The organism is Rhizobium sp. 11_C7_N12_5 (assembly GCF_051811145.1).
GTDB lineage: Bacteria > Pseudomonadota > Alphaproteobacteria > Rhizobiales > Rhizobiaceae > Rhizobium > Rhizobium lusitanum.
The window spans coordinates 784,935-808,925 of sequence record NZ_JBPWPY010000001.1; the positions used below are offsets into that span (position 1 = coordinate 784,935).

Annotated in this window: 25 protein-coding genes; 9 read left to right on the forward strand and 16 right to left on the reverse strand. The window is 60.9% G+C overall.

What is annotated here, in order from left to right:
- Positions 1–28: 28 nt before the first annotated feature.
- The 9 genes from pip to radA form a co-directional block, all read right to left on the reverse strand.
- Positions 29–988 carry a prolyl aminopeptidase gene (gene pip, locus AB8B29_RS03805; protein ID WP_047552841.1) on the reverse strand — a complete coding sequence of 320 codons (960 nt, stop codon included), beginning with the start codon at positions 986–988 and terminating at the stop codon, positions 29–31.
- Complete coding sequence (locus AB8B29_RS03810; RefSeq protein ID WP_037193930.1) at positions 985–1,461, reverse strand: GFA family protein; 477 nt, start codon at positions 1,459–1,461, stop codon at positions 985–987. The genes pip and AB8B29_RS03810 overlap by 4 nt, the downstream gene beginning before the upstream one ends.
- Positions 1,454–1,945 (reverse strand): GFA family protein, encoded by a 492-nt coding sequence (locus AB8B29_RS03815; RefSeq protein WP_113118313.1) that lies wholly within the window; start codon positions 1,943–1,945, stop codon positions 1,454–1,456. Before AB8B29_RS03815 ends, AB8B29_RS03810 begins: the two co-directional genes overlap by 8 nt.
- Positions 1,942–2,421, reverse strand: a complete 480-nt coding sequence (locus AB8B29_RS03820; protein WP_047552847.1) for a GFA family protein — start codon at positions 2,419–2,421, stop codon at positions 1,942–1,944. Before AB8B29_RS03820 ends, AB8B29_RS03815 begins: the two co-directional genes overlap by 4 nt.
- The gene (cysS, locus tag AB8B29_RS03825) at positions 2,418–3,809 is read right to left on the reverse strand and encodes a cysteine--tRNA ligase (protein WP_113118312.1); all 1,392 of its coding nucleotides are present in this window, start codon (positions 3,807–3,809) and stop codon (positions 2,418–2,420) included. Before cysS ends, AB8B29_RS03820 begins: the two co-directional genes overlap by 4 nt.
- Positions 3,810–4,034: 225 nt before the next feature.
- A complete protein-coding gene (locus tag AB8B29_RS03830) occupies positions 4,035–4,775 on the reverse strand; it encodes an SDR family NAD(P)-dependent oxidoreductase (RefSeq protein ID WP_037193938.1) in 741 nt (246 codons plus the stop codon).
- A gap of 69 nt (positions 4,776–4,844) precedes the next feature.
- Positions 4,845–6,329 (reverse strand): amidophosphoribosyltransferase, encoded by a 1,485-nt coding sequence (purF, locus tag AB8B29_RS03835; RefSeq protein WP_092572818.1) that lies wholly within the window; start codon positions 6,327–6,329, stop codon positions 4,845–4,847.
- Positions 6,330–6,492: 163 nt separating this feature from the next.
- Positions 6,493–7,116: a CvpA family protein gene (locus tag AB8B29_RS03840; RefSeq protein ID WP_037193943.1), complete on the reverse strand. Its 624-nt coding sequence runs from the start codon at positions 7,114–7,116 to the stop codon at positions 6,493–6,495.
- A 91-nt stretch (positions 7,117–7,207) separates the two neighbouring features.
- Positions 7,208–8,611 (reverse strand): DNA repair protein RadA, encoded by a 1,404-nt coding sequence (radA, locus tag AB8B29_RS03845; protein ID WP_037193945.1) that lies wholly within the window; start codon positions 8,609–8,611, stop codon positions 7,208–7,210.
- A 154-nt stretch (positions 8,612–8,765) separates the two neighbouring features.
- Between radA and AB8B29_RS03850 the strand changes: the two genes are divergently transcribed.
- Positions 8,766–9,401 (forward strand): LysE family translocator, encoded by a 636-nt coding sequence (locus AB8B29_RS03850; protein ID WP_113118311.1) that lies wholly within the window; start codon positions 8,766–8,768, stop codon positions 9,399–9,401.
- A gap of 62 nt (positions 9,402–9,463) precedes the next feature.
- Here the strand turns inward: AB8B29_RS03850 and alr are convergent, their stop codons facing one another.
- Both alr and AB8B29_RS03860 read right to left on the reverse strand, forming a co-directional pair.
- A complete protein-coding gene (gene alr, locus AB8B29_RS03855) occupies positions 9,464–10,627 on the reverse strand; it encodes an alanine racemase (protein ID WP_037193949.1) in 1,164 nt (387 codons plus the stop codon).
- A 114-nt stretch (positions 10,628–10,741) separates the two neighbouring features.
- Positions 10,742–12,238 carry a replicative DNA helicase gene (locus tag AB8B29_RS03860; RefSeq protein WP_037193951.1) on the reverse strand — a complete coding sequence of 499 codons (1,497 nt, stop codon included), beginning with the start codon at positions 12,236–12,238 and terminating at the stop codon, positions 10,742–10,744.
- A gap of 346 nt (positions 12,239–12,584) precedes the next feature.
- Between AB8B29_RS03860 and AB8B29_RS03865 the strand changes: the two genes are divergently transcribed.
- From AB8B29_RS03865 to AB8B29_RS03880, 4 genes are all read left to right on the forward strand, one after another.
- Positions 12,585–13,028, forward strand: a complete 444-nt coding sequence (locus tag AB8B29_RS03865) for a MarR family winged helix-turn-helix transcriptional regulator (protein WP_037193953.1) — start codon at positions 12,585–12,587, stop codon at positions 13,026–13,028.
- Between the two features lie 8 nt (positions 13,029–13,036).
- Entirely contained in the window at positions 13,037–14,683 is a 1,647-nt protein-coding gene (locus AB8B29_RS03870) for an MFS transporter (RefSeq protein ID WP_047552863.1), read from the forward strand.
- 17 nt (positions 14,684–14,700) lie between these two features.
- Positions 14,701–15,765 carry an HlyD family secretion protein gene (locus tag AB8B29_RS03875; protein WP_047639173.1) on the forward strand — a complete coding sequence of 355 codons (1,065 nt, stop codon included), beginning with the start codon at positions 14,701–14,703 and terminating at the stop codon, positions 15,763–15,765.
- 130 nt (positions 15,766–15,895) lie between these two features.
- Positions 15,896–16,738, forward strand: coding sequence for a glycerophosphodiester phosphodiesterase family protein (locus AB8B29_RS03880; RefSeq protein ID WP_439006159.1), 843 nt, complete (start codon positions 15,896–15,898; stop codon positions 16,736–16,738).
- Between the two features lie 73 nt (positions 16,739–16,811).
- Here the strand turns inward: AB8B29_RS03880 and rplI are convergent, their stop codons facing one another.
- From rplI to rpsF, 4 genes are all read right to left on the reverse strand, one after another.
- Positions 16,812–17,393, reverse strand: coding sequence for a 50S ribosomal protein L9 (rplI, locus tag AB8B29_RS03885; RefSeq protein WP_037193962.1), 582 nt, complete (start codon positions 17,391–17,393; stop codon positions 16,812–16,814).
- A 19-nt stretch (positions 17,394–17,412) separates the two neighbouring features.
- Positions 17,413–18,393 carry a DUF2232 domain-containing protein gene (locus AB8B29_RS03890; RefSeq protein WP_047639174.1) on the reverse strand — a complete coding sequence of 327 codons (981 nt, stop codon included), beginning with the start codon at positions 18,391–18,393 and terminating at the stop codon, positions 17,413–17,415.
- Between the two features lie 164 nt (positions 18,394–18,557).
- Positions 18,558–18,806 (reverse strand): 30S ribosomal protein S18, encoded by a 249-nt coding sequence (gene rpsR / locus AB8B29_RS03895; RefSeq protein WP_034507767.1) that lies wholly within the window; start codon positions 18,804–18,806, stop codon positions 18,558–18,560.
- Between the two features lie 14 nt (positions 18,807–18,820).
- A complete protein-coding gene (gene rpsF, locus AB8B29_RS03900; protein ID WP_037193968.1) occupies positions 18,821–19,273 on the reverse strand; it encodes a 30S ribosomal protein S6 in 453 nt (150 codons plus the stop codon).
- Between the two features lie 390 nt (positions 19,274–19,663).
- Between rpsF and AB8B29_RS03905 the strand changes: the two genes are divergently transcribed.
- The gene (locus AB8B29_RS03905) at positions 19,664–20,422 is read left to right on the forward strand and encodes a histidine phosphatase family protein (RefSeq protein ID WP_037194400.1); all 759 of its coding nucleotides are present in this window, start codon (positions 19,664–19,666) and stop codon (positions 20,420–20,422) included.
- 44 nt (positions 20,423–20,466) lie between these two features.
- Here the strand turns inward: AB8B29_RS03905 and AB8B29_RS03910 are convergent, their stop codons facing one another.
- Positions 20,467–21,510 carry an aldo/keto reductase gene (locus AB8B29_RS03910; RefSeq protein WP_037194402.1) on the reverse strand — a complete coding sequence of 348 codons (1,044 nt, stop codon included), beginning with the start codon at positions 21,508–21,510 and terminating at the stop codon, positions 20,467–20,469.
- A 193-nt stretch (positions 21,511–21,703) separates the two neighbouring features.
- Between AB8B29_RS03910 and fabD the strand changes: the two genes are divergently transcribed.
- The 3 genes from fabD to AB8B29_RS03925 all read left to right on the forward strand — a co-directional run bounded on the left by fabD (position 21,704) and on the right by AB8B29_RS03925 (position 23,937).
- Entirely contained in the window at positions 21,704–22,648 is a 945-nt protein-coding gene (fabD, locus tag AB8B29_RS03915) for an ACP S-malonyltransferase (protein WP_037193971.1), read from the forward strand.
- Positions 22,649–22,674: 26 nt separating this feature from the next.
- Positions 22,675–23,412, forward strand: a complete 738-nt coding sequence (fabG, locus tag AB8B29_RS03920; RefSeq protein WP_037193973.1) for a 3-oxoacyl-[acyl-carrier-protein] reductase — start codon at positions 22,675–22,677, stop codon at positions 23,410–23,412.
- A 288-nt stretch (positions 23,413–23,700) separates the two neighbouring features.
- Positions 23,701–23,937: an acyl carrier protein gene (locus tag AB8B29_RS03925; RefSeq protein ID WP_004122114.1), complete on the forward strand. Its 237-nt coding sequence runs from the start codon at positions 23,701–23,703 to the stop codon at positions 23,935–23,937.
- Positions 23,938–23,991: the final 54 nt, after the last annotated feature.

A 23,991-nucleotide genomic window follows, 5' to 3' on the forward strand; every position in this document is an offset into this window, starting at 1 on the left:
CGTGCGGGGAGAGGGGGCTTACTCGGCATTACACTTTCCCGGCAAACTTGTCCGTCGCACGGATCAACTGATCCAGGATACCCGGCTCGGAAGAGGCATGGCCCGCGCCCTCGATCAGATGAAACTCCGCCTTCGGCCAGGCCTTGTGCAGCGCCCAGGCATATCTCGCCGGGCAGGGCATGTCGTAACGGCCATGAACGATGACGCCGGGAATGTCTTTCAGTTTGTGCGCATCGCGCAGGAGCTGACCTTCTTCCAGCCAGCCGGCATTGACGAAGAAGTGGTTCTCGATGCGCGCGAATGCATGCGCATATTCCGCGTCCTCGAACTGCACGCTGACGGACGGTTCCGGCAGCAGCGTGATCGTTTCGCCTTCCCAGATCGACCATGCCTTGGCGGCCTCCAGGCGGGCTGCCTTATCGGGATGCGTCAGCAGGCGGTGGTAGGCCGCCATCATCTCATGGCGCTCGTCCGGCGGGATCGGCGCCACGAAGCGCTCCCACTTGTCCGGAAACATCTCCGAGACCCCGAACTGATAATACCAGTCGAGCTCGGCTCTCGTCAGGGTGTAGATGCCGCGCACGACCAGTTCCGAAACGCGTTCCGGATGCGTTTCTGAATAGGCGAGCGCCAGCGTCGAGCCCCAGGAACCGCCGAAAACAAGCCATTTCTCCACGCCGGCCATTTCGCGAAGCCGCTCGATATCATCAACCAGATGCCAGGTCGTGTTGGCTTCGAGGCCGGCATGCGGCGTCGACCGTCCGCAGCCTCGCTGGTCGAACAGGGTCACGTCGTAAAGCGCCGGATCGAACACGCGGCGATGGCTCGGCGAGATGCCGCCGCCCGGACCGCCATGCAGAAAGACCGCCGGCTTGGCGCCGGGCGTTCCCACACGCTCCCAGTAGATGACATGCCCATCGCCGACATCGAGATGGCCGGAGGCATAGGGTTCGATTTCCGGATAGAACGTCCGCAGGATCTCCGTCATATTTTCAGTCCCCCGGCCGGCCAGACGTCCGTATCGTGATCGGGATGCTGGAAGGAAATGATCCGCTCCTGCTGGGCATAGAAATCAGGATCCTGGAGCACGGGCTTTTCGAAGATGGTCTCTACCCAGGGCAGGCGCGAGGCATGGTTCACCTGGATCTGCGGCGCGAGATCATCGCGCTCGTCGAAGGCGCCGATGGCAATCTCCAGGCCACCAGGATGGCGATAGGTCATCGGCGTGCCGCAATTCCTGCAGAAGCCGCGATCGATGTTGACGGAAGATTGGAAATAGGTCGGCTCGCCACGCGTCCATTCAAGACCATCGTTCGGTGCCGTGACAAGAGCGGAAAAGAAGCTGCCGAACTGCTTCTGGCACATGCGGCAATGGCAGATCGACGGGCGACCGAGCTCTCCGCGAATGCGAAACCGCACCGCGCCGCATTGGCATCCTCCGCTTCTGGTGACTTCAGTCATGGCGCTTCTCCTGGGGCCAGGTTGAGGTATCGTGATCGGGGTGTTGGTGGTTGGATAGCCGGATCGACGAAGCGCGATCGGAGCCATCTTCATCCGGTTCCATCGGCAGCACATCCAGCGCATGGAACCAGGGCATCTTTGCCGCAAGGTTCGATTGCGCGACAGGCTGGACCGCCATCGGCTCATCCAGCGAGCCAAGCGTGACATTGATGAAAGCCGTACCCGGAATATCATAGAACAATGGCGTGCCGCAGGCGCCGCAAAAGCCACGGCGCACGAGATCGGACGAATGAAACCATGAAGGTTCGCCGCGCGTCAGCTCGAAATCGGCGCGTTGGGCGCTGCCAAGCGGGAGGGCGTAGTTGCCCGATGATTTCTGGCACATGCGGCAATGGCAGAGATGCGGATAGCCGAGCGCGCCGGCGGTGCGATAGCGAACCGCGCCGCATTGGCATCCACCGCTATATCCCGCAGTCATCGTCATTGACCGGTCTCCGCTGGCCATGCTGCCGTATCGTGGTCCGGGTGCTGGTACGACACAAGCTCCAGCACGAAGGGCGCCTGCTCTGCGTCTTCTTCCGTCCGATGGCCCGGCAGCAGATGCAGCCGGTCGACGAAATCGATCTTGGCTTCCGTTCCGTATTGCACGACGGGCGGCAGCTGCGAGGGATCGTCGAAGGCGCCTGCCGCCACCGCCACACCATCCGGCGCCTCATAAGTCAGCGGTGTGCCGCAGTCCCCGCAGAAACCGCGCTTGACGTAGTTGGAAGACTGGAACGTTTTCCGTTCCCCGCGTGTCCAAGTCAGCTCCGCGCCGCGCGTCGAGACCAGCGGTGCGTAATAGGCGCCGAAGGCTTTCTGACACATGCGGCAATGACAGATCGACGCATCCTTCAGTTCGCCCCGCACCCGGAAGCGAACCGCACCGCATTGGCAGCCACCTGTGTAGGTTGCACTCACCGCTTGACCTCCCAAGTCGTGATGCGCTCGCCCGTTGCCGGATCCTTGCCATCCTTCAGCTGGATGCCCCTTGCCAGAAGGTCGTCACGGATCCTATCCGCTTCGGCGAAATTCTTCGCCTTCAGCAGTTCCAACCGCTGCCGCACCTTGGCATCGATCTCGGAAGCGACGGCTTCATCGACTTCCGCCTTCTTCGGTAGCAGGCCGAGAAGGGCGGCGCTCGCTGCAAAGACAGGCAGGAGGCTCGCATCGGCATTGGCGGCCTGGGCCAAAGCATGCAGCGCCTGAATGGCGACGACGGTGTTGAGGTCGTCGGCAAGGGCGGCGAGAACCGTCGCATCAGGTGCTGTACCGCTGGCATCCGCTGCCGGCCATTTGGCGATCAGCCGCTCGGCTTCCTCCAGACGTTTGACGGAAAAGTCGATCGGCTCTCGGTAATGCGTCATCAGCATGGCGAGCCTCAGCACTTCGCCCGGCCAGGTCCGGCCGCCGAGTTTTTCCGTCTGCAACAGCTCATGGATGGTGACGAAGTTGCCTTCCGATTTCGACATCTTGCGGCCTTCGACCTGCAGGAAGCCGTTATGCATCCAGACGTTCGCCATCGTATGCGTGCCGTGCGCGCAACGCGACTGGGCAATTTCGTTCTCGTGATGCGGGAAGATCAGATCCAGCCCGCCGCCATGAATGTCGAAGACATCGCCAAGATAGCGCCCGCTCATGGCCGAGCACTCGATGTGCCAGCCCGGACGGCCACGGCCCCAGGGGCTTTCCCAGCCGGGCTCGTTCGCGTCGGAGAGCTTCCACAGCACGAAATCGCCGGGGCTTTTCTTGTGTTCGTCGACAGCGATGCGGGCACCCGCCTGCTGCTCATCTAGATTGCGCTTCGAAAGCTGACCGTAATCGGCCATCGACTTGGTGTCGAACAGCACTTCGCCGGCCGCCTGATAGGCGTGGCCTCTTGCAATCAGCTTCTCGATGATATCGATCATCTGGGCGATGTTGTCAGTCGCCCGCGGCTGCACGGTCGGCTCCAGGCAGCCGAGCGCGGTCGTATCCTGAAAATACTGCGTCTCGGTCTTTTCCGTCACCAGGCGGATCGCCTCGTTGAGCGGCAGGCCGGGATGGTCGCGTAGCGCCCGTGCGTTGATCTTGTCGTCAACATCGGTGATGTTGCGCACGTAGGTCACGTGGCTCTCGCCATAAACCTGCCGCAGCAGCCGGAACAGCACATCGAAGACGATGGCGGGGCGGGCATTGCCGATATGGGCGAAGTCATAGACCGTGGGGCCGCAGACATACATGCGGACGTTCTCGCGGTCGATCGGCTGGAAATCGACTTTTTCGCGTGTCAGCGTGTTGTAGAATTTCAGTTGCGGCGCGGCGCCCATTTCACTCTCCCAAAGGCATAGATCCGAAAAAAATCGTCACCGGCCGGCCGGAACGTTTGTCATCTTGGATTTTGGGAGACGAAAACGGCCAGACCAGCGAAACGCTAGTGAATAATTTTCCGGCAGATAATGCAGATAACCGTTTTCATGGCAGGCTTTATCGCGCGCCGGATGAATTTGGTCAAGTGGGGAGGGAGCCTCTCCCGTACGGGGAGAAGTTCTTTTTTACTCCGGCATCCGGTAGTCGACGAGCTTGTTCTCGCGCACGACGAAGAGCTTGCCGGTTTCGATGACATCGGCTGCGGTAAGCGGCAAGATCGCCTTGGCGACGTCGCGGGGATGCGGCAGCGTATCCGGATCTTCGCCGGGCATGGCCTGGGCGCGCATAGCGGTGCGGGTCGCGCCCGGATCGACGCTGGTGATGCGCAGCGGCGTGCTCTGGGTTTCGCCGGCCCAGGTCCGCGCCAGTGCCTCGACAGCAGCCTTGGATGCGGAATAGGCGCCCCAGAACGGCCTGCAGCGATGGGCGGCGGCCGACGACAGGATAACGGCGCGTCCCGCATCGGAGCGCATCAGCAGCGGTTCGACGGAGCGGATCAGCCGCCAGGTGGCTGTGACGTTGACGGTCATCACCTTCTCGAAGACTTTCGCCTCGATATGGCCGATCGGCGAGATCACGCCGAGCACCCCGGCATTGGCGACGAGGATATCGAGCTTGCCCCAGCGTTCGAAGATCGACCCGCCGAGCGCATCGATGGCGTTCATGTCGGCGAGGTCGAAAGGCACGAGCGTCGCAGACCCACCGGCGGCCTTGATGGCGTCGTCCAGCTCCTCAAGTCCGCCGACCGTGCGGGCGCAGGCGATCACATGCGCGCCAGCCTTGGCGAGTTCCAGTGCCGTAAAATAGCCGATACCGCGCGACGCGCCGGTAACGAGGGCGATCTTGTCCTTGAGGTTGACGCTCATGCTGTCTTGATCCGAATGCTATGGGGAGGAAAGGGGCAAGAAACGCCCCTTGTCAGCCGTTACCGGGGGTCAGCCGTTGCTGGCAAGCATGGAGAGCTTGCGCACGTTGCTTGTGCTTTCCCGGTCGAGCAGGCGCGTCGGATAGTCACCGGTGAAATAGTGATCGGTGAACTGCGGCTGCGCATTGTCGCGCGGCTCGCCGCCGACGGATCTGTAGAGTCCATCAATCGACAGGAATTCAAGGGAATCGGCGCCGATGAAATCGCACATGGCCTTCAGGCTGCCATACTGGTTGGCAAGCAGCTTTTCAGCGTCCGGCGTATCGATGCCGTAGAAGTCCGGATAAAAGATCATCGGGCTGGCGACGCGGATATGCACTTCGCGGGCGCCAGCCTCGCGGATCATCTGCACGATCTTGACCGAGGTCGTGCCGCGCACGATGGAATCATCCACGAGAATGACGCGCTTGCCCTCGATGATGGCGCGATTGGCGGAGTGCTTGAGCTTGACGCCGAAAGCGCGGATCTGCTGTGTCGGCTCGATGAAGGTGCGGCCGACATAGTGGTTGCGGATGATGCCGAGCTCGAAGGGGATGCCGCTTTCCTGCGCGTACCCGATAGCCGCCGGCGTGCCGCCATCCGGCACGGGAACGACGACATCGGCCTCGACGGGGGCCTCCCTGGCAAGGTTGATGCCCATGTTCCGGCGGGTGACATAGACGTTGCGGCCGCCGACCACGGAATCGGGACGGGCAAAGTAGACATATTCGAACAGGCAGAGTCGCTCGGGCTTGGAAACTTCCGGCTTGCGTGCATCGATGGTGATCGAGCCATCCGGCTGGATCTCGCAGATGACGACTTCGCCGTTTTCGATGTCGCGGACGTATTTGGCGCCGATGATGTCGAGGGCACAGGTTTCCGAACAGAAGATCGGCTTGCCGTCGAGCTCGCCCATAACAAGCGGCCGGATGCCGATCGGGTCGCGCGCCGCGATCAATTTGGTGCGCGTCATGGCGAGCATCGAATAGCCGCCTTCCATCTGGCGGATCGCATCGATGAAGCGGTCGGAGGAGGAGGCCTGCTTGGAGCGGGCAATGAGATGGAGGACGACTTCGGTGTCTGACGTAGCCTGAAAGATCGCACCGTCGGCGATCAACTGCCGGCGCATGGTCAGGCCGTTGGTGAAATTGCCGTTGTGAGCAATCGCGATGCCGCCGACTTCCAGCTCGGCGAACAGCGGCTGCACGTTGCGAAGGATGGTTTCGCCCGTCGTCGAGTAACGCACATGGCCCATCGAGCGGTCGCCGGGCAGGCGGGCAAGCGTGGCAGGATCGGTATAGTGATCGCCGACGAGACCCATCCGCCGCTCCGAATGAAAGCGCTGGCCGTCGAAGGAGACGATGCCGGCGGCTTCCTGGCCGCGATGTTGCAGGGCATGCAGGCCGAGCGCCGTCAGCGTTGCCGCGTCGGGGTGTCCCAGAATGCCGAATACGCCGCATTCCTCGTGCAGCGTGTCGCCGTCGATATCATTCTCGATGGAAAGGGAATGGTTCATGGCTGCGGGCCTTTGCTCTCAACGTGGGCGGATCGGGCGGCGTCACGACTGGATACTACAATAGCTGAAAATCCGGCCAGAAAATACATCGGGCCGGATCTTCCAGTTTCATGCCGCTCACATGGCGATTATCACGCGGCGGGTCAAGCCTGTAAACGCATTGTCAATTGTTTGTCTGTGGCGCCGGTGCATCGTCGGGCGGCGCGGTATCGTTCGTCGCACCGTTGTCGCCGCCCTGCTGGGGCTGCGTCTGCTGTTGCTGATTGGGTGCGATCTTGTTGATGATCTCGGGCGGCAGCATCGCCTGGATGTTGTCAGGAAGTGCCGACTTCAGCTTCTCAACCATCGAATCGAGGAAGGGCTTCGACTTGGCGTTGTTGACCCAGTCCGGACGGGCGGCGGGTGCCACGAGCCAGTTCCAGAAGGCCACCACGACAACCATCAGCAGCAGGCCGCGAGCCGCCCCGAACAGAAAGCCGAGTGTCCGGTCGAGTGCGCCGATGCGGCTGTCGATGATGAAATCGGCGATCCGGATGGTGATGAAGGAAATGATGATCAGCGCCAGCAGGAAGATGACGCCGGCCGAAGCGATCGTCGCGATCTTGGTGTCGGCCTTGTATTGCAGCGCATAGGGAACGAGCAGGGGATAGAGATAGTAAGCGGCGACGGCCGAGCCACCCCAGCTTACGATCGAAAGAATTTCGCGGGAAAACCCGCGGACCATGGCCAGAACGGCGGAGAACAGAAGAACGCCGATAACAATACCGTCGAAAATCGTAATGGGCATGTATAATCCACTTCAAGACTTGCCACGCCATGTTGGCGGGCATCGGCCTCAGTATGAGCCTCTTCTACGTCAAGGACGGCTGAAGTAAGGCTCAGTCTTCATCTTCCGCACGCTTAAGCGCACCTTTCGATCCGGCTATGCGCGCCACCAGGTCCGGCAGGCTTTCAACCTCACTCCAGCGTCCGCCGTTGACCTTCGGCAGGTCGGCGGAAGCGGCAGGCAGGAGGGCCGTAGAAAATCCCAGCTTCTCGGCTTCCTTGAGACGCTGGGCGGTGTGCGCAACCGGCCGGACGGCGCCCGACAGGCTGACTTCGCCGAAATAGACGCAATCTGCGGGAAGGGCAAGACCAGCCAGAGAGGAAACCAGTGCAGAGGCGACGGCAAGGTCGGCAGCCGGCTCAGAAATGCGGTAACCGCCGGCGACATTGAGATAAACATCGTGCTGGCCGAGCCGAACGCCGCAATGCGCCTCCAGCACCGCGAGAATCATCGACAGCCGCGCCGAATCCCAGCCGACCACGGCGCGCCGCGGTGTGCCGAGCGATGTTGCGGCGACCAGCGCCTGTACTTCGACCAGGATCGGCCGCGTGCCCTCCATGCCGGCAAAGACGGCGGCTCCCGGCGATTTCGAATTACGTTCACCGAGGAAAAGCTCGGACGGGTTCGCCACATCGCGCAGGCCCATGTCGGACATTTCGAAAACGCCGATCTCGTCGGTCGGGCCGAAGCGATTCTTGACTGTGCGCAGGATGCGATAGTGATGGCCGCGATCGCCCTCGAAATAAAGGACGGCGTCGACCATGTGCTCGACGACGCGCGGGCCGGCGATCTGGCCGTCCTTTGTGACATGGCCGACAAGCACCATGGCAGCACCCGTCTGCTTGGCGAAGCGGATCATCGCCTGCACGCCGGTGCGCACCTGCGTGACGGTCCCGGGAGCGGATTCGGCAAGCTCGCTCCACAGCGTCTGAATGGAATCGATAATGACGAGATCCGGCCGTTTGCCCTCGGCCAGCGTCGCCAGGATATCTTCGACGTTGGTCTCCGCCGCCAGCATCACGTCGGTATCGGCCGCTTGCAGCCGCTGCGCGCGAAGGCGAACCTGCGCCACGGCCTCTTCGCCCGAGACGTAGACGACCTTGTGCCCCTGGCGGGCGAGCGCCGCCGCGGCCTGCATCAGCAGCGTCGACTTGCCGATGCCGGGATCGCCGCCGACGAGGACGGCCGAGCCGCGCACGAAACCGCCGCCTGTGGCACGGTCGAGCTCTGAAATGCCCGTGAAGATGCGCGGTGCTTCCTCGATCTCGCCGGAAAGCGAGGTCAGCGTCACCGGGCGCCCTTTCCTGGGCGTCTTTGTCGGACCGCCGCCGATCCCGCCCATCGGATCTTCCTCGACGATGGTATTCCATGCGCCGCAGCTATCGCATTTGCCCGCCCAGCGATTGTGGATCGTGCCGCAGTTCTGGCAGATGAATTGTGTACGGCCCTTAGCCATCGGATGCTGGTCTCAAAGTTCAAATGCTCCGCTCTTCGAAGCGAATCGCGATCGGCTGACAGATAATGTCTTTCGCGGCCCATCAAAACTAATGATTTCCGTATCAACGCCGATCGTGTCAGCCTTTATGCTGGGTTTTTATGGATGATGACCGATGTTTGACTATTCGCTTGCGCACTGGATCGCTTTTCTGACCGCCGCGACGCTGCTCAACCTCTCGCCGGGGCCGGATATCGCCTTCATTCTCGGTCACACGATCAGAAGCGGCATGCGCTCCGGTTTCGCCGCTTTGTTCGGCATATGGAGCGGCGCGTGCCTGCATGTGCTGATGGCGGCAGCGGGACTGTCGGCGATCCTGGCCGCCTCGGCGCTCGCCTTCTCGACGATAAAGTGGATCGGGGCTGCCTATCTGATCTGGCTTGGCATACAGGCATTGCGCTCCAAGGGTGAAGCCGCATGGATCAAGGACGACGGCAAGACACTGTCCTCGGGCCGCATCTACCGGCAGGGCATTCTGGTTTCGCTGCTCAACCCCAAGGTCGCGATCTTCTTTCTCGCCTTCCTGCCGCAGTTCGTCGTCGAGGGCGCCGGCCCGGTCTGGGCGCAGCTCCTGCTGCATGGCAGCCTGATCATCGTCGTGGCTGCGTTCATCGAGCCGCCGCTCATCCTTCTCGGCGGTCGGCTCACTGAGGCGCTGCGGCGCAATCGCAGCGTCGGGCTGTGGCTCGATCGTGGATTGGGCGCGCTGTTCGTCGCTCTTGGCGTGCGCCTGGCGATTAGCGCGCGTTAGAGCATTTCCAGGAAAGTGCGCAGCGGTTTTCCGTCCGTAATGCGAGAAACAAGAAGATAGGGCTATGCCTCGGTCTCTTCCGAGATATAGCGCCGCTCGTGCCGCAGCCCCATGCTCGTCAGCATCTCGTAGCCGATCGTGCCGGCGGCTCTGGCCGCATCATCAACCGGGATATTGCTGCCGAATAGCTCGATATAGTCGCCAGCGCGAACCAGATGGTCCGGCAGGTCGGTCACGTCGAAGATGGTGAGGTCCATGGTGATGCGGCCGGCAACGGGCACCTTGTGCCCGGCAATGAAGCCCTGGCCGCCGGCAACGCCCGCCTGGCGCAGCGGCACACCGGCGCTTGACTGGCTGCGCATGTAACCATCGGCATAGCCGGCCGAGACGATCGCCAGCCGGCTATCGCGCGTCAGCTGAAGCGCGCGGCCGTAGCTCACCGTTTCGCCGGCCCTGACGGAGCGTGTCTGGATGATCCGGGCTTCTGCCGTCGCCACCGGCCGCATCGGATTGGCCATGCCGGGAACGGCCTCGGCGCCATAAGTGGCGATACCGGGGCGGGTAAGATCGAAATGATACTCCGGCCCGAGAAATATGCCGGCCGAATTGGCAAGGCTCGCCTCTATCCCCTCGAAGGCCGCGCTGACCTTGCGGAAGGCGTCCAGCTGCTGCCGGTTCATCGCATTCGACGGATCGTCGCCACAGGCAAGATGGCTCATGACAAGCACCGGCGAGAAGCTCGCAGGCCGCGAGACGTCGTCGGCGAGTGCCAGTGCATCCTCCATCGGTAGGCCGAGCCGGTTGAAGCCGGTGTCGACCTGCAGCGCGCAAGGATAGTCGCCATAGTCCGAAAGCACCGACATCCAGAAGGTCAGTTGCTCCTCCGACGCGATGATGGGTACGAGATCGTTCTCGAAGAATATCCGCTCCATCCCCGGCCAGATGCCGCAAAGCACGAAGATGCGCGCCTCGGGCGCGTAGAGTCGGAGCGTTGCGCCTTCATCAGCGGTCGCGACGAAGAAATCACGGGCGCCGGCCGAATAGAGGGTTTCGCCGATATCCTCGATCCCGAGCCCATAGGCATCCGCCTTGACGACGGCAGCGGTGCGGGCGCTGCCCGAGCGGCGGGCCATCTCGCGCCAGTTTTCGACAAGCGCGCCGAGATCCACCGTCAGCCGCAGGCCGGCGGAAGCGAAAGCGTCATAGTCATCGAAATTGTCTGTCATGGAGCCGCCTTAACGAAAAAAATGGCCGGAGATGATTTGGCTCCGGCCAGGATAGTGATCATCGATGAAAAGAAAAAGTGCTGCGGCACATATACGTGCCGCCTACCGCCTTTGTCAGTGCTCTTCATATTGAAGGAAGGAGGAATCGGCGAGATCGGCGAAGCGCGTGAATTCCGACTGGAAGGCGAGCTTCACCGTGCCTGTGGGGCCGTGACGCTGCTTGGCGATGATGACGTCGGCCGTCCCCTTCACGCGGTCGAACAGGGCTTCCCATTCGGCATATTTCGGATCGGCCGGATCGCGGGGCTCCTGGTTCTTCACGTAATATTCCTCGCGGAAGACGAAGAGCACCACGTCGGCGTCCTGCTCGATCGAGCCGGATTCGCGAAGGTCCGAAAGCTGCGGCCGCTTATCGTCACGGCTTTCGACGGCACGCGAGAGCTGGGATAGCGCGATGATCGGAACGTTGAGTTCCTTGCCTAGCGCCTTCAGGCCCGTGGTGATTTCGGTGATTTCCTGGACGCGGTTTTCCCCCGACTTCTTGGAGCCGGTCATGAGCTGGATGTAGTCGACGACCAGTACGTCGAGGCCGCGCTGGCGCTTCAGCCGGCGGGCGCGAGCGGCAAGCTGGGCGATGGAGATACCGCCGGTCTGATCGATGAAGAGCGGCACCTTCTGCATCATCATCGAGCATGCCACGAGCTTCTCGAAATCCGCATCGTTGATATCGCCGCGGCGGATCTTCGACGAGGAGACTTCCGTCTGCTCGGAAATGATACGGGTGGCGAGCTGTTCCGACGACATTTCCAGCGAATAGAAGCCGACGACACCGCCATTCTTCGCCTTGGTGGAGCCGTCCGGTTGCACCTCGCCTTCGAAGGAGGCGGCGATATTGTAGGCGATATTGGTGGCGAGCGACGTCTTGCCCATACCGGGACGGCCGGCGAGGATGATCAAGTCGGACCGCTGCAGGCCGCCCATCTTGCTGTCGAGTGAGTGAATGCCCGTGGAAATGCCGGACAGGCCGCCGTCGCGCTCCTTGGCCACGGCCGCCATGTCGATTGCCAGCGCCACGGCGTCGTTGAAGGCCTGGAAGCCGCCGTCGTAGCGACCGTTTTCGGCGAGCTCGAACAACCGGCGCTCGGTATCCTCGATCTGCGTCTGCGGCGGCATGTCCAGCGGCGCGTCGTAGGCGATGTTGACCATGTCCTCGCCGATGGTGATCAACGCCCGGCGCAGCGCCAGGTCGTAGATGGCACGGCCGTAATCCTCGGCATTGATGATCGACACGGCTTCGACGGCGAGGCGCGCGAGATATTGCGCGACCGTCATGTCGCCTACCTTCTCCTCCGCGGGCACGAAGCTCTTGATGGTCACCGGGTTGGCGGTCTTGCCCATGCGAATGATGTCGCCGGCGACTTCGAAGATCTTCCGGTGCAGCGGCTCGTAGAGGTGGATGGGCTTCAGAAAATCCGAGACGCGATAATAGGCATCGTTGTTGACGAGGATGGCGCCGAGAAGAGCCTGCTCCGCCTCGATATTGTTAGGGGCTTCGCGATAGTGCTGTTCGGCGGGAGCAATGGCGGCGAGCTTGCGCGCAGCTTCGTTCATTTTCCATCTCTTCGTACTTTGGAGTATCGAATGGTTTGCGATGAAGCGTTGTCATGGTCAACCGTGCAAATACGTCGCTTTGGTGAACGAGGGCAAATCAGGCCCCGCTATCAACATTGTTCCACTCGTCCACAGGGACAAGTTTCGGCCGTATAAAAAATCCCTTGTCGCCACTTTGCAACGCAAGGCCCGACACACGAATCACTTATGCAAGTTATCCATAGGTGATTTTAACCGGGTATTTCGCCCGGCGCATCAACTTGTGCGGCTATGATGCTTGAAAAGATAAGAAAATCCGGTTATTGCCTGAATAGGGTAGGCTGCTAATAATATAAAGTTGCAATAAATGTCCGGTGCGCCATCAAGACGTGAGCTTTTCGATGAAGTTTCCTCTTTCAATCGTAAGTTGAGAGCGGCATTCGATGCGCTGGTGCGTGAACATGGAATGACGCTCGCTCGGGCAAGGGTTTTCCATAGGCTCTCGCGTCGTGACGGGATCAATCAGCGGGAGCTCGCCGACGAACTTGAGCTCGAGACGCCAACGCTCGTGCGCATCCTCGATGCCATGGAGGGACAAGGTTTCATCGAGCGCCGCGCCGTACCATCAGATCGTCGCGCCAAGCAGATATTCATGACGGAATCCGGAAAAGTCGTCGCTGCCGAGGTCGAGGCTCTTGCCACCGGTGTGCGCGCGGATATTTTGGAAGGGATTTCGGACGAGGATATCGGCATGGCGCTTAAAGTTATCCGCGCCATGACGGCCAATCTTCAGAATGTGGGCAAGTCATGAGGTAATGTATGAGCGGCGAGCCAGGCCCGGTCCCCAAAGTGGAAGCCAACGCCGTCCCTGCCGCTCCACCGCCCATGCCGGGCTGGAAAGTGCCGCTCTATATAGCGGCATCCGTCATGTTCTTCCTGACGCAGGGCCTAGGCCTCAACCTCGCCTTCGCCAATCTGACCCAGATCCAGGGAACCATCGCCGCCACGACCACAGAATCGGCATGGCTTTCGGCCGCCTACATGGCGCCGAACGTCAGTCTCGCCATCGCGCTGGTGAAGATCCGGCTGCAATACGGGGTCCGTAATTTCGCCGAGGTCAGCATTCTCGGTTTCATCGTTGCTTCGCTGCTCAATCTCTTCGTTTCCGATCTGCATTCGGCGATTGTCGTCCGTTTCTTGAGCGGCATCGCCGGCGCGCCACTGTCGACGCTCGGCTTCCTCTACATGCTGGAAGCGTTCGAGCCGGCCAAGAAGATGACCGTTGGCGTCAGTCTGGCGATGACGAACACGCTGCTGGCGGCGCCGATCACTCGCCTCGTGTCGCCCTCGCTTCTCGACTATGGCGAATGGCGTGGCCTCTATACTCTCGAAATGGCTCTGGCGCTGCTTGTCATGCCGATCATCTATCTGCTGCCGCTGACGCCGCCGCCGCGCGTCAAGGTCATCGTTCTCGGCGATATTTTCAGCTACCTGCTGGTTGCCATCGGTTTCGGCTGTCTGGCGGTGGTTCTGTCGGTCGGTCGCCTCTACTGGTGGCTGGAGGTGCCTTGGCTCGGTATCGTGCTGGCGATCGGCATTGCTTCGCTGACCGCTGCTGTCGTCGTCGATCTAAGAAGATCGACACCGCTCATCGATGTTCGCTGGCTGTTGCGGCCGGAGATGCTGCACCTGACCGGCATCCTGCTGGTATTTCGCCTGATTGCCGCCGAGCAGACTTCGGTCGTCGTGACATTCTATCAGAATGCTGTCGGGCTGCTCTACGACCAGCTCTCCATGCTGTACTGGATCATCCTGGCATTTTCGGTCATCGGCGGGCTCATCTGCGCTGTCTTGATGACCTATGGGTTAAGCTGGCAGATCCAGTTCGTCGCGCTTGCTCTGATGGGGGTCGGTTCCCTCATCGATTCGCAGGTGACCAACCTGACGCGGCCGGAACAAATGTATCTCAGTCAGGCGATGGTGGCCGCCGGCGCAGCACTTTTCCTGCCGCCATCCATGTCGGTGGGCTTCAAGGCGGCTCTATCGAAGGGGCCGGCCTATCTGGTGACCTTCTTCGTCATTTTCACCTTCACGCAAAGCGTCGGCGGTCTGATCGGTTCGGCGTTCTACGGCACGCTGATCATCATTCGCGAGAAATTTCACTCCGCCGTGTTGACCGAGCGCGTGCTGCTGACCGATCCGCATGTGGCCGAACGCGTCAGCCAGCTTTCATCATCTTACGGCAAGGTGATCGGCGACAGTGCGATCCTCAAGGGAGAGGGGCTGGCGCTGCTTGGCGCGCAGGTGAGCCGTGAGGCCAACATGCTCGCCTATGGTGATGCTTTTCTTGTTGCGGCAGTGATCGCCTTTGTCTCGCTTGCCGGACTTTCGCTGCATGTATTCTTCCGCTTCGTCAAAACTCGGCTCGCTGAAGATCGGCCGCAGGCCATGGCATCCAACCCTTGAGGATATGAAATAGCTCCATGTCGAGGCTCGTTCGCTCTCCAATCGAAGTCATTGCGGTTCTTGCCGGCATCGGCGGCGTTATGCTGGTGCTCTATGCCTGGCACCTGCCGCCGTTCAGAAGCTCGGTCGAAACCACCGACGACGCCTATGTCAAGGGCTATGTCACGACCATCAGCCCGCAGGTCAGCGGCTATATCACCGACGTGCCGATCAAGGACTACAAGCTCGTCAAGCAGGGCGACGTTCTCACCAAGATCGATGACCGTATCTATCGGCAGAAGGTGGCGGAGGCGCACGCGACGCTTGACGGGCAGAAGGCGGCGCTCGCCAATTCGCAACAGCAGGAGCAGGCCGCCAAGGCCGGCATCGTCTCCAGCCAGGCGCAGATCGATAGCGCCAACGCCGCGCTGAAGCGCGCCCAGCTCGCCTGGGAGCGCGTGACGACGCTGGTGGCCAAGGGCGTGTCCACGACAAGCGATTCCGAGCAGGCGCAGGCGACGCTGCAGCAGGCGCAAGCAGCCGTCAACCAGGCGAAGGCGGCCCTTGACGTATCGCAACAGAACCTGACGACGATCATCGTCAACCGCGCCTCGCTGGAGGCCGGTGTCAGCGGCGCGGAAGCCGCCGTGCAGCTCGCTGATATCGATCTTCAGAATGCGACCATTGTTGCGCCGCAGGACGGCCGCGTCGGCGAGATCGGCGTGCGCCTCGGCCAATATGTGACGGCCGGAACGCAGCTCATGGGCCTGGTGCCGAAGGATATCTGGGTGATCGCCAATTTCAAGGAGACCCAGCTCGACGGCATGAAGCTCGATCAGCCCGTCACGATTTCCGTCGACGCGCTCGGACACCGCGAGATCAAGGGCCATATCCAGCGCTTCTCGCCGGCGGCTGGGTCTGAATTCGCCGTCATCAAGCCGGACAATGCCACCGGCAATTTCACCAAGGTCGCCCAGCGCATCGGCGTCAGAGTCAAGATCGATCAGGGGCAACCCTTGGCGGACCAACTGGCGCCTGGGATGTCCGTGGTCGTTTCGGTCGATAAGAACTCCCAGCCGGAGGTGGGCATCAACGACGACTAGAATGCTTCCGCATTTCCGCGAATCTCCCGTCATCTCATATCAGCAATGGTGTGGTTGAAGAGGCTTGGTAGGCGGGATCTGCCGATTCGGCAGTTCCTCATGCCTTCGAGAATTGAAGGAGAACAAGTTCGTGGTTTCGCCTATGCCTTCCTATGTCGATCACATCGCCGATCCAGATCGATCCTGCGCGATCGTCGTCCATCGTGGCGTGTGGCGCGCCGCGCCAGAGAACAGCCTCCTGGCGATCGAAAGAGCCATATCGGCTGGCTATGAGGTGGTTGAAATCGACGTCCGGCGCAGCAGCGACGGCGAGCTCTTCCTGTTGCACGACGACACGCTGGAGCGAATGGCGGGTCTTAACCGCGAGCCGGAGACGCTGACGCTGCAGCAATTGTCGAGCCTGAAATTGCGCAATCGCGATGGCGGCGCGACGAATGAGTTCACGGGCGAAAGACTACCGAGCCTGAAGGAAGTCTTTGACCTGACGCGGGATCGCATTTTCATCCATCTTGACGTCAAGCACCGGGAGATGATCCCCGACGTCATCGCCTGCGCCCGATCGATGGGCGTTGACCAGCAGGTCGACTTCTGGGGAGACTTGAGGAACCATCAGGATCTTTCATGGATCCGCGAAAAGGTGGAACCACATGGCGTTCCCTTCATGGCCAAAACGCGGCTGAACGCAGCGGATGCGGCTTCCCAGCTCGACCTTCTCTTCAAGCTGAGCCCGTTCCTGTGCGAAATCTATTTTGACCGGCTGGAGCAGGTCGTCGGGCAAGCGGCGCTTTTTCAGGAGCGCGGCATCGCTCTCTGGGTCAACACGCTCGATTCGGTCTCATGCGCCGGTTTTACCGATACCGCCGCGCTCAAGGATCCGGACGCGATATGGGGACGCCTGATTGATGCCGGCGTCTCCGCCATTCAAACCGATGAGCCGGAGGCCCTGAGAGCCTATATCGGCGCCAGGGCATGAACCCACACCAACGCAAAAAGAAAGCCCGGATCGTCCGATCCGGGCTTTCTCACATCCAGCAATGGACTGGAAATTATGCGTCGTCTTCTTCGGCATTGCCGTCGGCTTCCGGATCGAAGAAGTCTTCCGGACGCAGGGCGTCTTCGTCAACGCCGTAGATGGCGTCTGCGGAGGTGAGGGTCTCGCCCTTGGACTGACGCTCGGCTTCTTCAGCGGAACGGGCAACGTTGAGCTCGATCTTGATTTCGACTTCTGCGTGAAGCCCGATCGCAACATCGTGCAGGCCGATGGCCTTGATCGGCGTGTTCATGTGAACCTGGCTACGGCCGATGTTGAAGCCTTCGGCGGCGAGGATTTCGACGACGTCACGGGCGGCGACCGAACCGTAGAGCTGGCCGGTTTCGCCAGCCGAACGAACGACGATGAAGGACTTGCCGCCGAGAACGTCTGCGACCTTCTGTGCTTCGCTCTTGCGCTCCAGGTTACGGGCTTCGAGCGTGGCGCGCTCGGCTTCGAAGCGGGCCTTGTTGGCGGCATTGGCGCGGAGCGCCTTGCCGAGCGGCAGCAGGTAGTTACGGGCAAAGCCGTCGCGAACCTTGACGGTTTCGCCCATCTGGCCGAGCTTGGAGATGCGCTCGAGAAGAATGACTTGCATTTTCTTGTTCCTTTCGATGTCAGATTTTCGTGTCTGTTGGTTTGGATGTGTCGGCATTCTTGTTCGGAGTGAGCGATATCGCCTTGCGGGTATCGTAGAGGCCGAGAACAAGGATGATGAGGAGCGGCAGCGTCAGCAGGAAAGATGCCAGATAGCAGAGGACAAGCACGGGTATGCGCCAGTCCTTGCCGCGCGTCCGGTAATGCAGCGACGCAAAGCCGGAAGTGATGAAGCCCGCGCCGAAGGCGCCGAGGACGGCGGCGGCAATCAGGCCAACCACGCCGCCGAGGAACATGGCGACGATCGCCACGAGAAAGACGAAGATCGCGTTGCGGTTCATGCGCAGTGATGAGGGGATATCCTCCCTCGGGCGCAGATTATGCCTCGAGGCTGCAACGATGCGGATCGCCACATAATAGGCGGCCAGCAACATCATGACCCAGATCATGCCCCAGACGACTGGGATCATGTAGAGCATCAGCGACTTCATTTTCGCGATCGCAATCGGATCGAGCTGAAGGTCGGGGGATTGCTGGTTCACCGCGCTGACGTAGGCGTCCACCACCTGGCCGACCAGATCGGCGTTGTAGCCCATGATCGCGCCGGCGATGATAACAGTTACCGCCGTGAGGCCGCAGAGATGCAGCATGATGTCGGAGAGCGGATACCAGGCCATCAGGTGGTCCGGGCCCCCGAGCTCGGAAGCGGGACGCGCCAGATTGGCGAGATGGCTGAGCCAGGCAGGTATCAGCGTCAGTACGAGTGTAAATATCCCGAAATACATCGACTGCCAGACGGCGCCGATGACACTTGCCACCACGACAGCGACGACAACGGCCACGTTGCCCCAGCCGAGGCCGACGAGCAGGATAGGGAGGGCGGAAAGCGCGCCGAACAGAATAAACAGCAAAGGCTGAGTAGTCGCGCCATACACGAGTAGGGCGGCGGTCAGACCGGCAAGCGCGCCGATACCAAGCTCTTTTGCACTTAACTGTTTCACGTCGCTGTCCTGCTTCGTATCGAGCAGTTAGAGGATGCTTCCGAACCTCGGTTCTGAAAGCCGTCCCCAACATGGGGTTTCAAGGTCCCGATCCGCGCCCACCGCGAAAAGGGCAAGGGAAGGCATGACTGCCTTCCCTCAAATCATATCAGCGTCGGCGCTTATTAGGCGAGGACGTAGGGCAGCAGGCCGAGGAAACGGGCGCGCTTGATCGCCTGGGCGAGTTCGCGCTGCTTCTTCTGGGAAACGGCCGTGATGCGGGAAGGAACGATCTTGCCGCGCTCGGAAATATAGCGCTGCAGGAGACGGACGTCCTTGTAGTCGATGCGCGGCGCATTGGCGCCCGAGAACGGGCAGGTCTTGCGGCGGCGATGGAACGGACGGCGGACCGGTGCGGAGGAAACTTCAGACATTGTTCAAAATCTCCTTATACGCGGTCTTCGCGCGGACGGCGCGGACGGTCGTCGCGGTCACCACGATCCGGGCGCGGACCACGGTCACGGTCGCCGAAGCTACGCTCCGGACGGTCGCCATCGCGGCGCGGACGGTCGTCACGGTCGCGCTTCTGCATCATGGCCGACGGGCCTTCTTCATGCTTTTCAACAGCGATCGTCATGTAACGCAGGACGTCTTCGCTGATGCGCATCTGGCGTTCCATTTCCTGGACCGCAGCGGCCGGCGCATCGATGTCCATCAGGGCGTAATGAGCCTTGCGGTTCTTCTTGATGCGATAGGTGAGGGACTTGAGGCCCCAGTTTTCGATACGCCCGACTTTACCGCCGTTAGCTTCGATGACACCCTTGTACTGTTCTACGAGGGCGTCGACCTGCTGAGTGGAGATATCCTGTCGAGCAAGGAATACATGTTCATAAAGAGCCATGGATAGCTTTGCCTTTCTTGCGTTGATCTGAACCCGGGCTCTAGCGGCTAAGCCTCAACGACTGCTCCTGAGAGGGATAACCCCAAGCAAGAAAAGCGTTTCCGAGACGGTCGAGAGCGGAGACACGGGAGGCTGGAACGCTTCCGTTCCGACGATTTTCCCAAAAGAAAACCGGCCCTCCGTTCAGCCACCAGCCAGAAGACCGGGTTGCGAACAGGGCGGCTTATACGGATTTTTGCGGGAAAGGCAATAGGAGGGGCGAAATTGGGTTGTTTTGTGCAAAGGCAGCAGCCATCAGGTCAATTCGCATGCCGGTGTCCCGTCGCATTGCATGCAGCCCGCTCTCCCGTCATGATGGCATACATCAATTTCGGCCAACACGGACTGTTCATGCGCATCTTTCTCGTCCGCCACGGCGAATCCCTCGGCAACATCGATGAGCAGGCCTACCGGCAGTTCGGCGATCACAATGTGCCATTGACCGAGTGGGGTTATCGGCAGGTGCTGGAGGCGGGACGGGCCATCGCCGCCTATCTGAAGGCATTGCCGAGCGCCGAATTGCGCAAGCTGAGCATCTGGCATTCGCCGTTCTTGAGGACACGACAGAGCAAGGATGCCTTGCTGGAGGTTCTGCCCGCCGAGCTGATCGGGGACATTCGGGAGGACTATCTGTTGCGTGAGCAGGATTTCGGGCTTTTCACCGAAATCTACGATCATGCCGAACAGAAACGGAAATTTCCCGACGAGTTCGAGAAGTGGGCGAGGCTGCGCAACAATAGCGGCAAGTTCTATGCGCGGCCGCCTGACGGCGAGAGCCGGGCGGATGTTGCCCAACGTGTTCGCCTGTTTCTACAAACCGTCATGCACGACGCCGAAAACGGAAAGAACAATGTCATCATCGTCGGCCATGGCGTCACCAACCGGGCCTTTGAAATGAATTTCCTGCATTGTCCCGTCGATTGGTTCGAGCGCTCGGACAATCCGGGGAATGCCGACGTCACGCTGATCGAAGGGCGACATTCCGCAGACTACAGATCGATCCTGCTCCACAAGGCCTCGGATCGCGGGCAGGGGCAGGACGAGTTGCGTGAAGCGCATGGCTCCGAATTGATGCTCGCGCCAAAAGATCGTGCAATAGACCACCCGTAACGGCCGCTTCTTCCGGCCGCCACGGTCTGTCCATTTGCTACGCCTCACATCGGCATCGGATACTTCCGGTGGACCTGTTCGATCTCGGCCAATACCTCCGCGGGCAAGGTCACGTAAGCTGCGGCGATATCGGTCTCGAGCTGCGCCGTCGTCGTGGCGCCGATGATCACTGACGTCATGAACGGCTTGGTGAGGCAATAGGCGAGCGCCAGCTTGGACGGGTCGAGATCGTGCTTGGCGGCGATCTCGAGGTAAGCCTTGACCGCGGGTTCCTGCAGCGGCTGCAGGCGGCCGCCGATGTCGTGGTTGATCGAGCCGCGGGAGCCGGCAGGCCGTGCGCCGCCGACATATTTGCCGCTGAGGATGCCGCCGGCGAGCGGCGAATAGGCGAGCAGGCCGACATCCTCATGATGCGAAAGCTCGGCCAGATCGAGATCGAAATGCCGGTAGAGCAGATTGTATTCGTTCTGCGTGGAGACGACGCGCGGCAGGCCCATTTGTTCGGAAATCGTCAGATATTTCTGGATGCCCCAGGTCGTCTCGTTGGAAAGGCCGAGGGCGCGGATCTTGCCGGCCTTCACCATCTCGCCCATCGTCTCCAGGATCTCGGTGATATCGGCGACGGCCTTCTCGCGGTCCTGCGTAAAGGGGTTGTAGCGCCAGTTCTGACGGAAGTGGAAATGGCCGCGGTTCGGCCAATGAACTTGATAGAGGTCGATATAATCGGTTTTCAGCCGCTTCAGGCTGCTGTCGATCGCCGCGCGGATATTGGCGGCATCCGCGCCCTGGCCGCCGCGCAGATAGTCGCGCCCAGGGCCGGCGACCTTGGTGGCGAGCACGACGTCCTTGCGCTTGCCGGTCTTTTCGAACCAGGTGCCGATATACTCCTCGGTACGGCCTTGGGTCTCCGCGCCGACGGGCGTCGTCGGATACATTTCGGCGGTGTCGAAGAAATTGACGCCTTTATGGAGAGCGTAATCCATCTGATCATGCGCTTCGGCTTCGCTATTCTGCGTGCCCCAGGTCATCGTGCCCAGGCAAATTTGCGAAACGGAAATATCGGTGCGGCCTAAATTCTTATATTTCATGGGAAAACCTTGGAGATAGGGGAAATTCATGATGAAGAGAGTTGCGAGAATTTAGGCGTGAATTGAGCGAGCGCAAGAAGAAAATCGCTGCGTCCCGCGAGCGCAAAAGCCGTTGGCTGCGGGGTTTACGCTATTGACTCCGCCGCAAACAATGTCATTGGGAAGCGAAACGACCCCAAAAGGACGCTTGATAATGACTGTTGCTTTCACATTTCCCGGCCAGGGCAGCCAGGCCGTCGGCATGGGCAAGGACCTTGCCGACAATTTCGCCGAAGCGCGCGCCGTCTTCGAGGAAGTTGATGAAGCGCTCGGTGAAAAGCTTTCCGACGTCATCTTCAATGGCCCGGAAGACAGACTGACGCTGACGGCCAATGCGCAGCCGGCGCTGATGGCCGTGTCGCTCGCCGTCATTCGTGTTCTGCAGGCTCGCGGCCTCGATCTGAAGAGCAAGGTCTCCTATGTCGCCGGCCACTCGCTCGGCGAATATTCGGCGCTCTGCGCCGCCGGCACCTTCTCGCTTGCCGATACAGCGCGGCTGCTGCGCATTCGCGGCAACGCCATGCAGGCGGCAGTCCCCGTCGGCGTCGGCGCCATGGCTGCGATCATCGGGCTCGAACATGCCGATGTCGCCGCCGTCTGTGCCGAAGCTTCCGCGCTGGGCGCCTGTCAGATCGCCAACGACAATGGCGGCGGCCAGATCGTCATTTCCGGCGAGAAGGCGCCCGTCGAGAAGGCAGCCGAGCTGGCAACCGCCAAGGGCGCCAAGCGCGCCATCCTGCTGCCGGTTTCCGCCCCCTTCCATTCCGCGCTGATGGCGCCGGCCGCAGAGGCGATGCGCGAGGCGCTGGCCGGCGTTGCCAAGGCCAATCCGGTCGTGCCCGTCATCGCCAATGTCAAGGCCGCTCCGGTGACCGATGCCGAAGAGATCGCCAGGCTGCTCGTCGAGCAGGTCACCGGCCAGGTGCGCTGGCGCGAGACGGTGGAATGGTTTGCTGCCAACAATGTGACAACATTGTATGAAATTGGCGCCGGCAAGGTGCTGACGGGCCTGGCGCGCCGCATCGACAAATCGGTCAACGGCATCGCCGTCAACAATGCTGCTGATATCGACACGGCGCTTGGCGTATTGCTCGGCTGACAGAGATTAAGGAACGAGGGACAAACATGCTTGATTTGACCGGCCGCAAGGCCCTGGTAACCGGCTCATCCGGCGGCATAGGCGAAGAGATCGCCCGGCTCCTGCACAAGCAGGGCGCCATTGTCGGCCTGCATGGCACGCGCGTCGAGAGACTGGAGGCATTGGCCGCCGAGCTGGGCGACCGCGTCAAGATCTTCCCGGCCAATCTGTCGGATCGCGACGAGGTCAAGGCGCTCGGTGCCAAGGCCGAAGAAGAGCTCGGCGGCGTCGATATTCTCGTCAACAATGCCGGCATCACCAAGGACGGCCTGTTCGTGCGCATGAGCGACGAGGACTGGGATGCCGTACTGGAAGTCAATCTCACCGCCGTCTTCCGGCTGACACGCGAGCTGACCCATCCGATGATGCGCCGCCGCTATGGCCGCATCATCAACATCACCTCCGTCGTCGGCGTGACAGGCAATCCCGGCCAGGCCAATTATTGTGCCTCGAAGGCCGGCATGATCGGCTTCACCAAGTCGCTGGCGCAGGAAATCGCGAGCCGCAACGTCACCGTCAACTGTGTCGCCCCCGGCTTCATCGAGAGCGCCATGACCGGCAAGCTGAACGACAAGCAGAAGGAAGCCATCATGGGTGCCATTCCCATGAAGCGCATGGGCAACGGCGCGGAAGTCGCTTCCGCGGTCGCCTATCTTGCGTCCTCCGAAGCCAGCTACGTCACCGGCCAGACGATCCACGTCAACGGCGGCATGGCAATGATCTAAAGGGAATTGCTATTGGAGGGAACTTTCCCTCCAATAGCATGTTGAGCAACCCGGAGCCGGCTATTTTCTGGCTTTGCGACGGACTTAAACCGTGTTAAGCGGGCCATGACTGTGAACAGTCGTCCCGAAAATGCAGACGGACGGCGCCGCGCTTTTGGCGGCTCGGCCGGATCTCAGCGCCGGGTTGTACGGGTTTGCCAGCGGCGCCAGAACAGGTGCTGCAGGCTTGAATTAGGGTAGGGATGTCACAGGGCATTCTGATCAGGACATAAGGTCGAGGAAACCGACATGAGCGATATCGCAGAACGCGTAAAGAAAATTGTTGTTGATCATCTTGGCGTTGACGCCGACAAGGTCGTTGAAAGCGCAAGCTTCATCGACGATCTGGGTGCGGACTCGCTCGACACGGTCGAACTGGTCATGGCCTTCGAAGAAGAATTCGGCGTTGAAATCCCCGATGACGCTGCTGACTCGATCCTGACGGTCGGCGACGCGGTAAAGTTCATTGAGAAGGCTCAGGCCTAATCTTTCGTACTTTTTGAATGGGCGGGCTCAAGAGTCCGCCCTATTTCGTCCCGC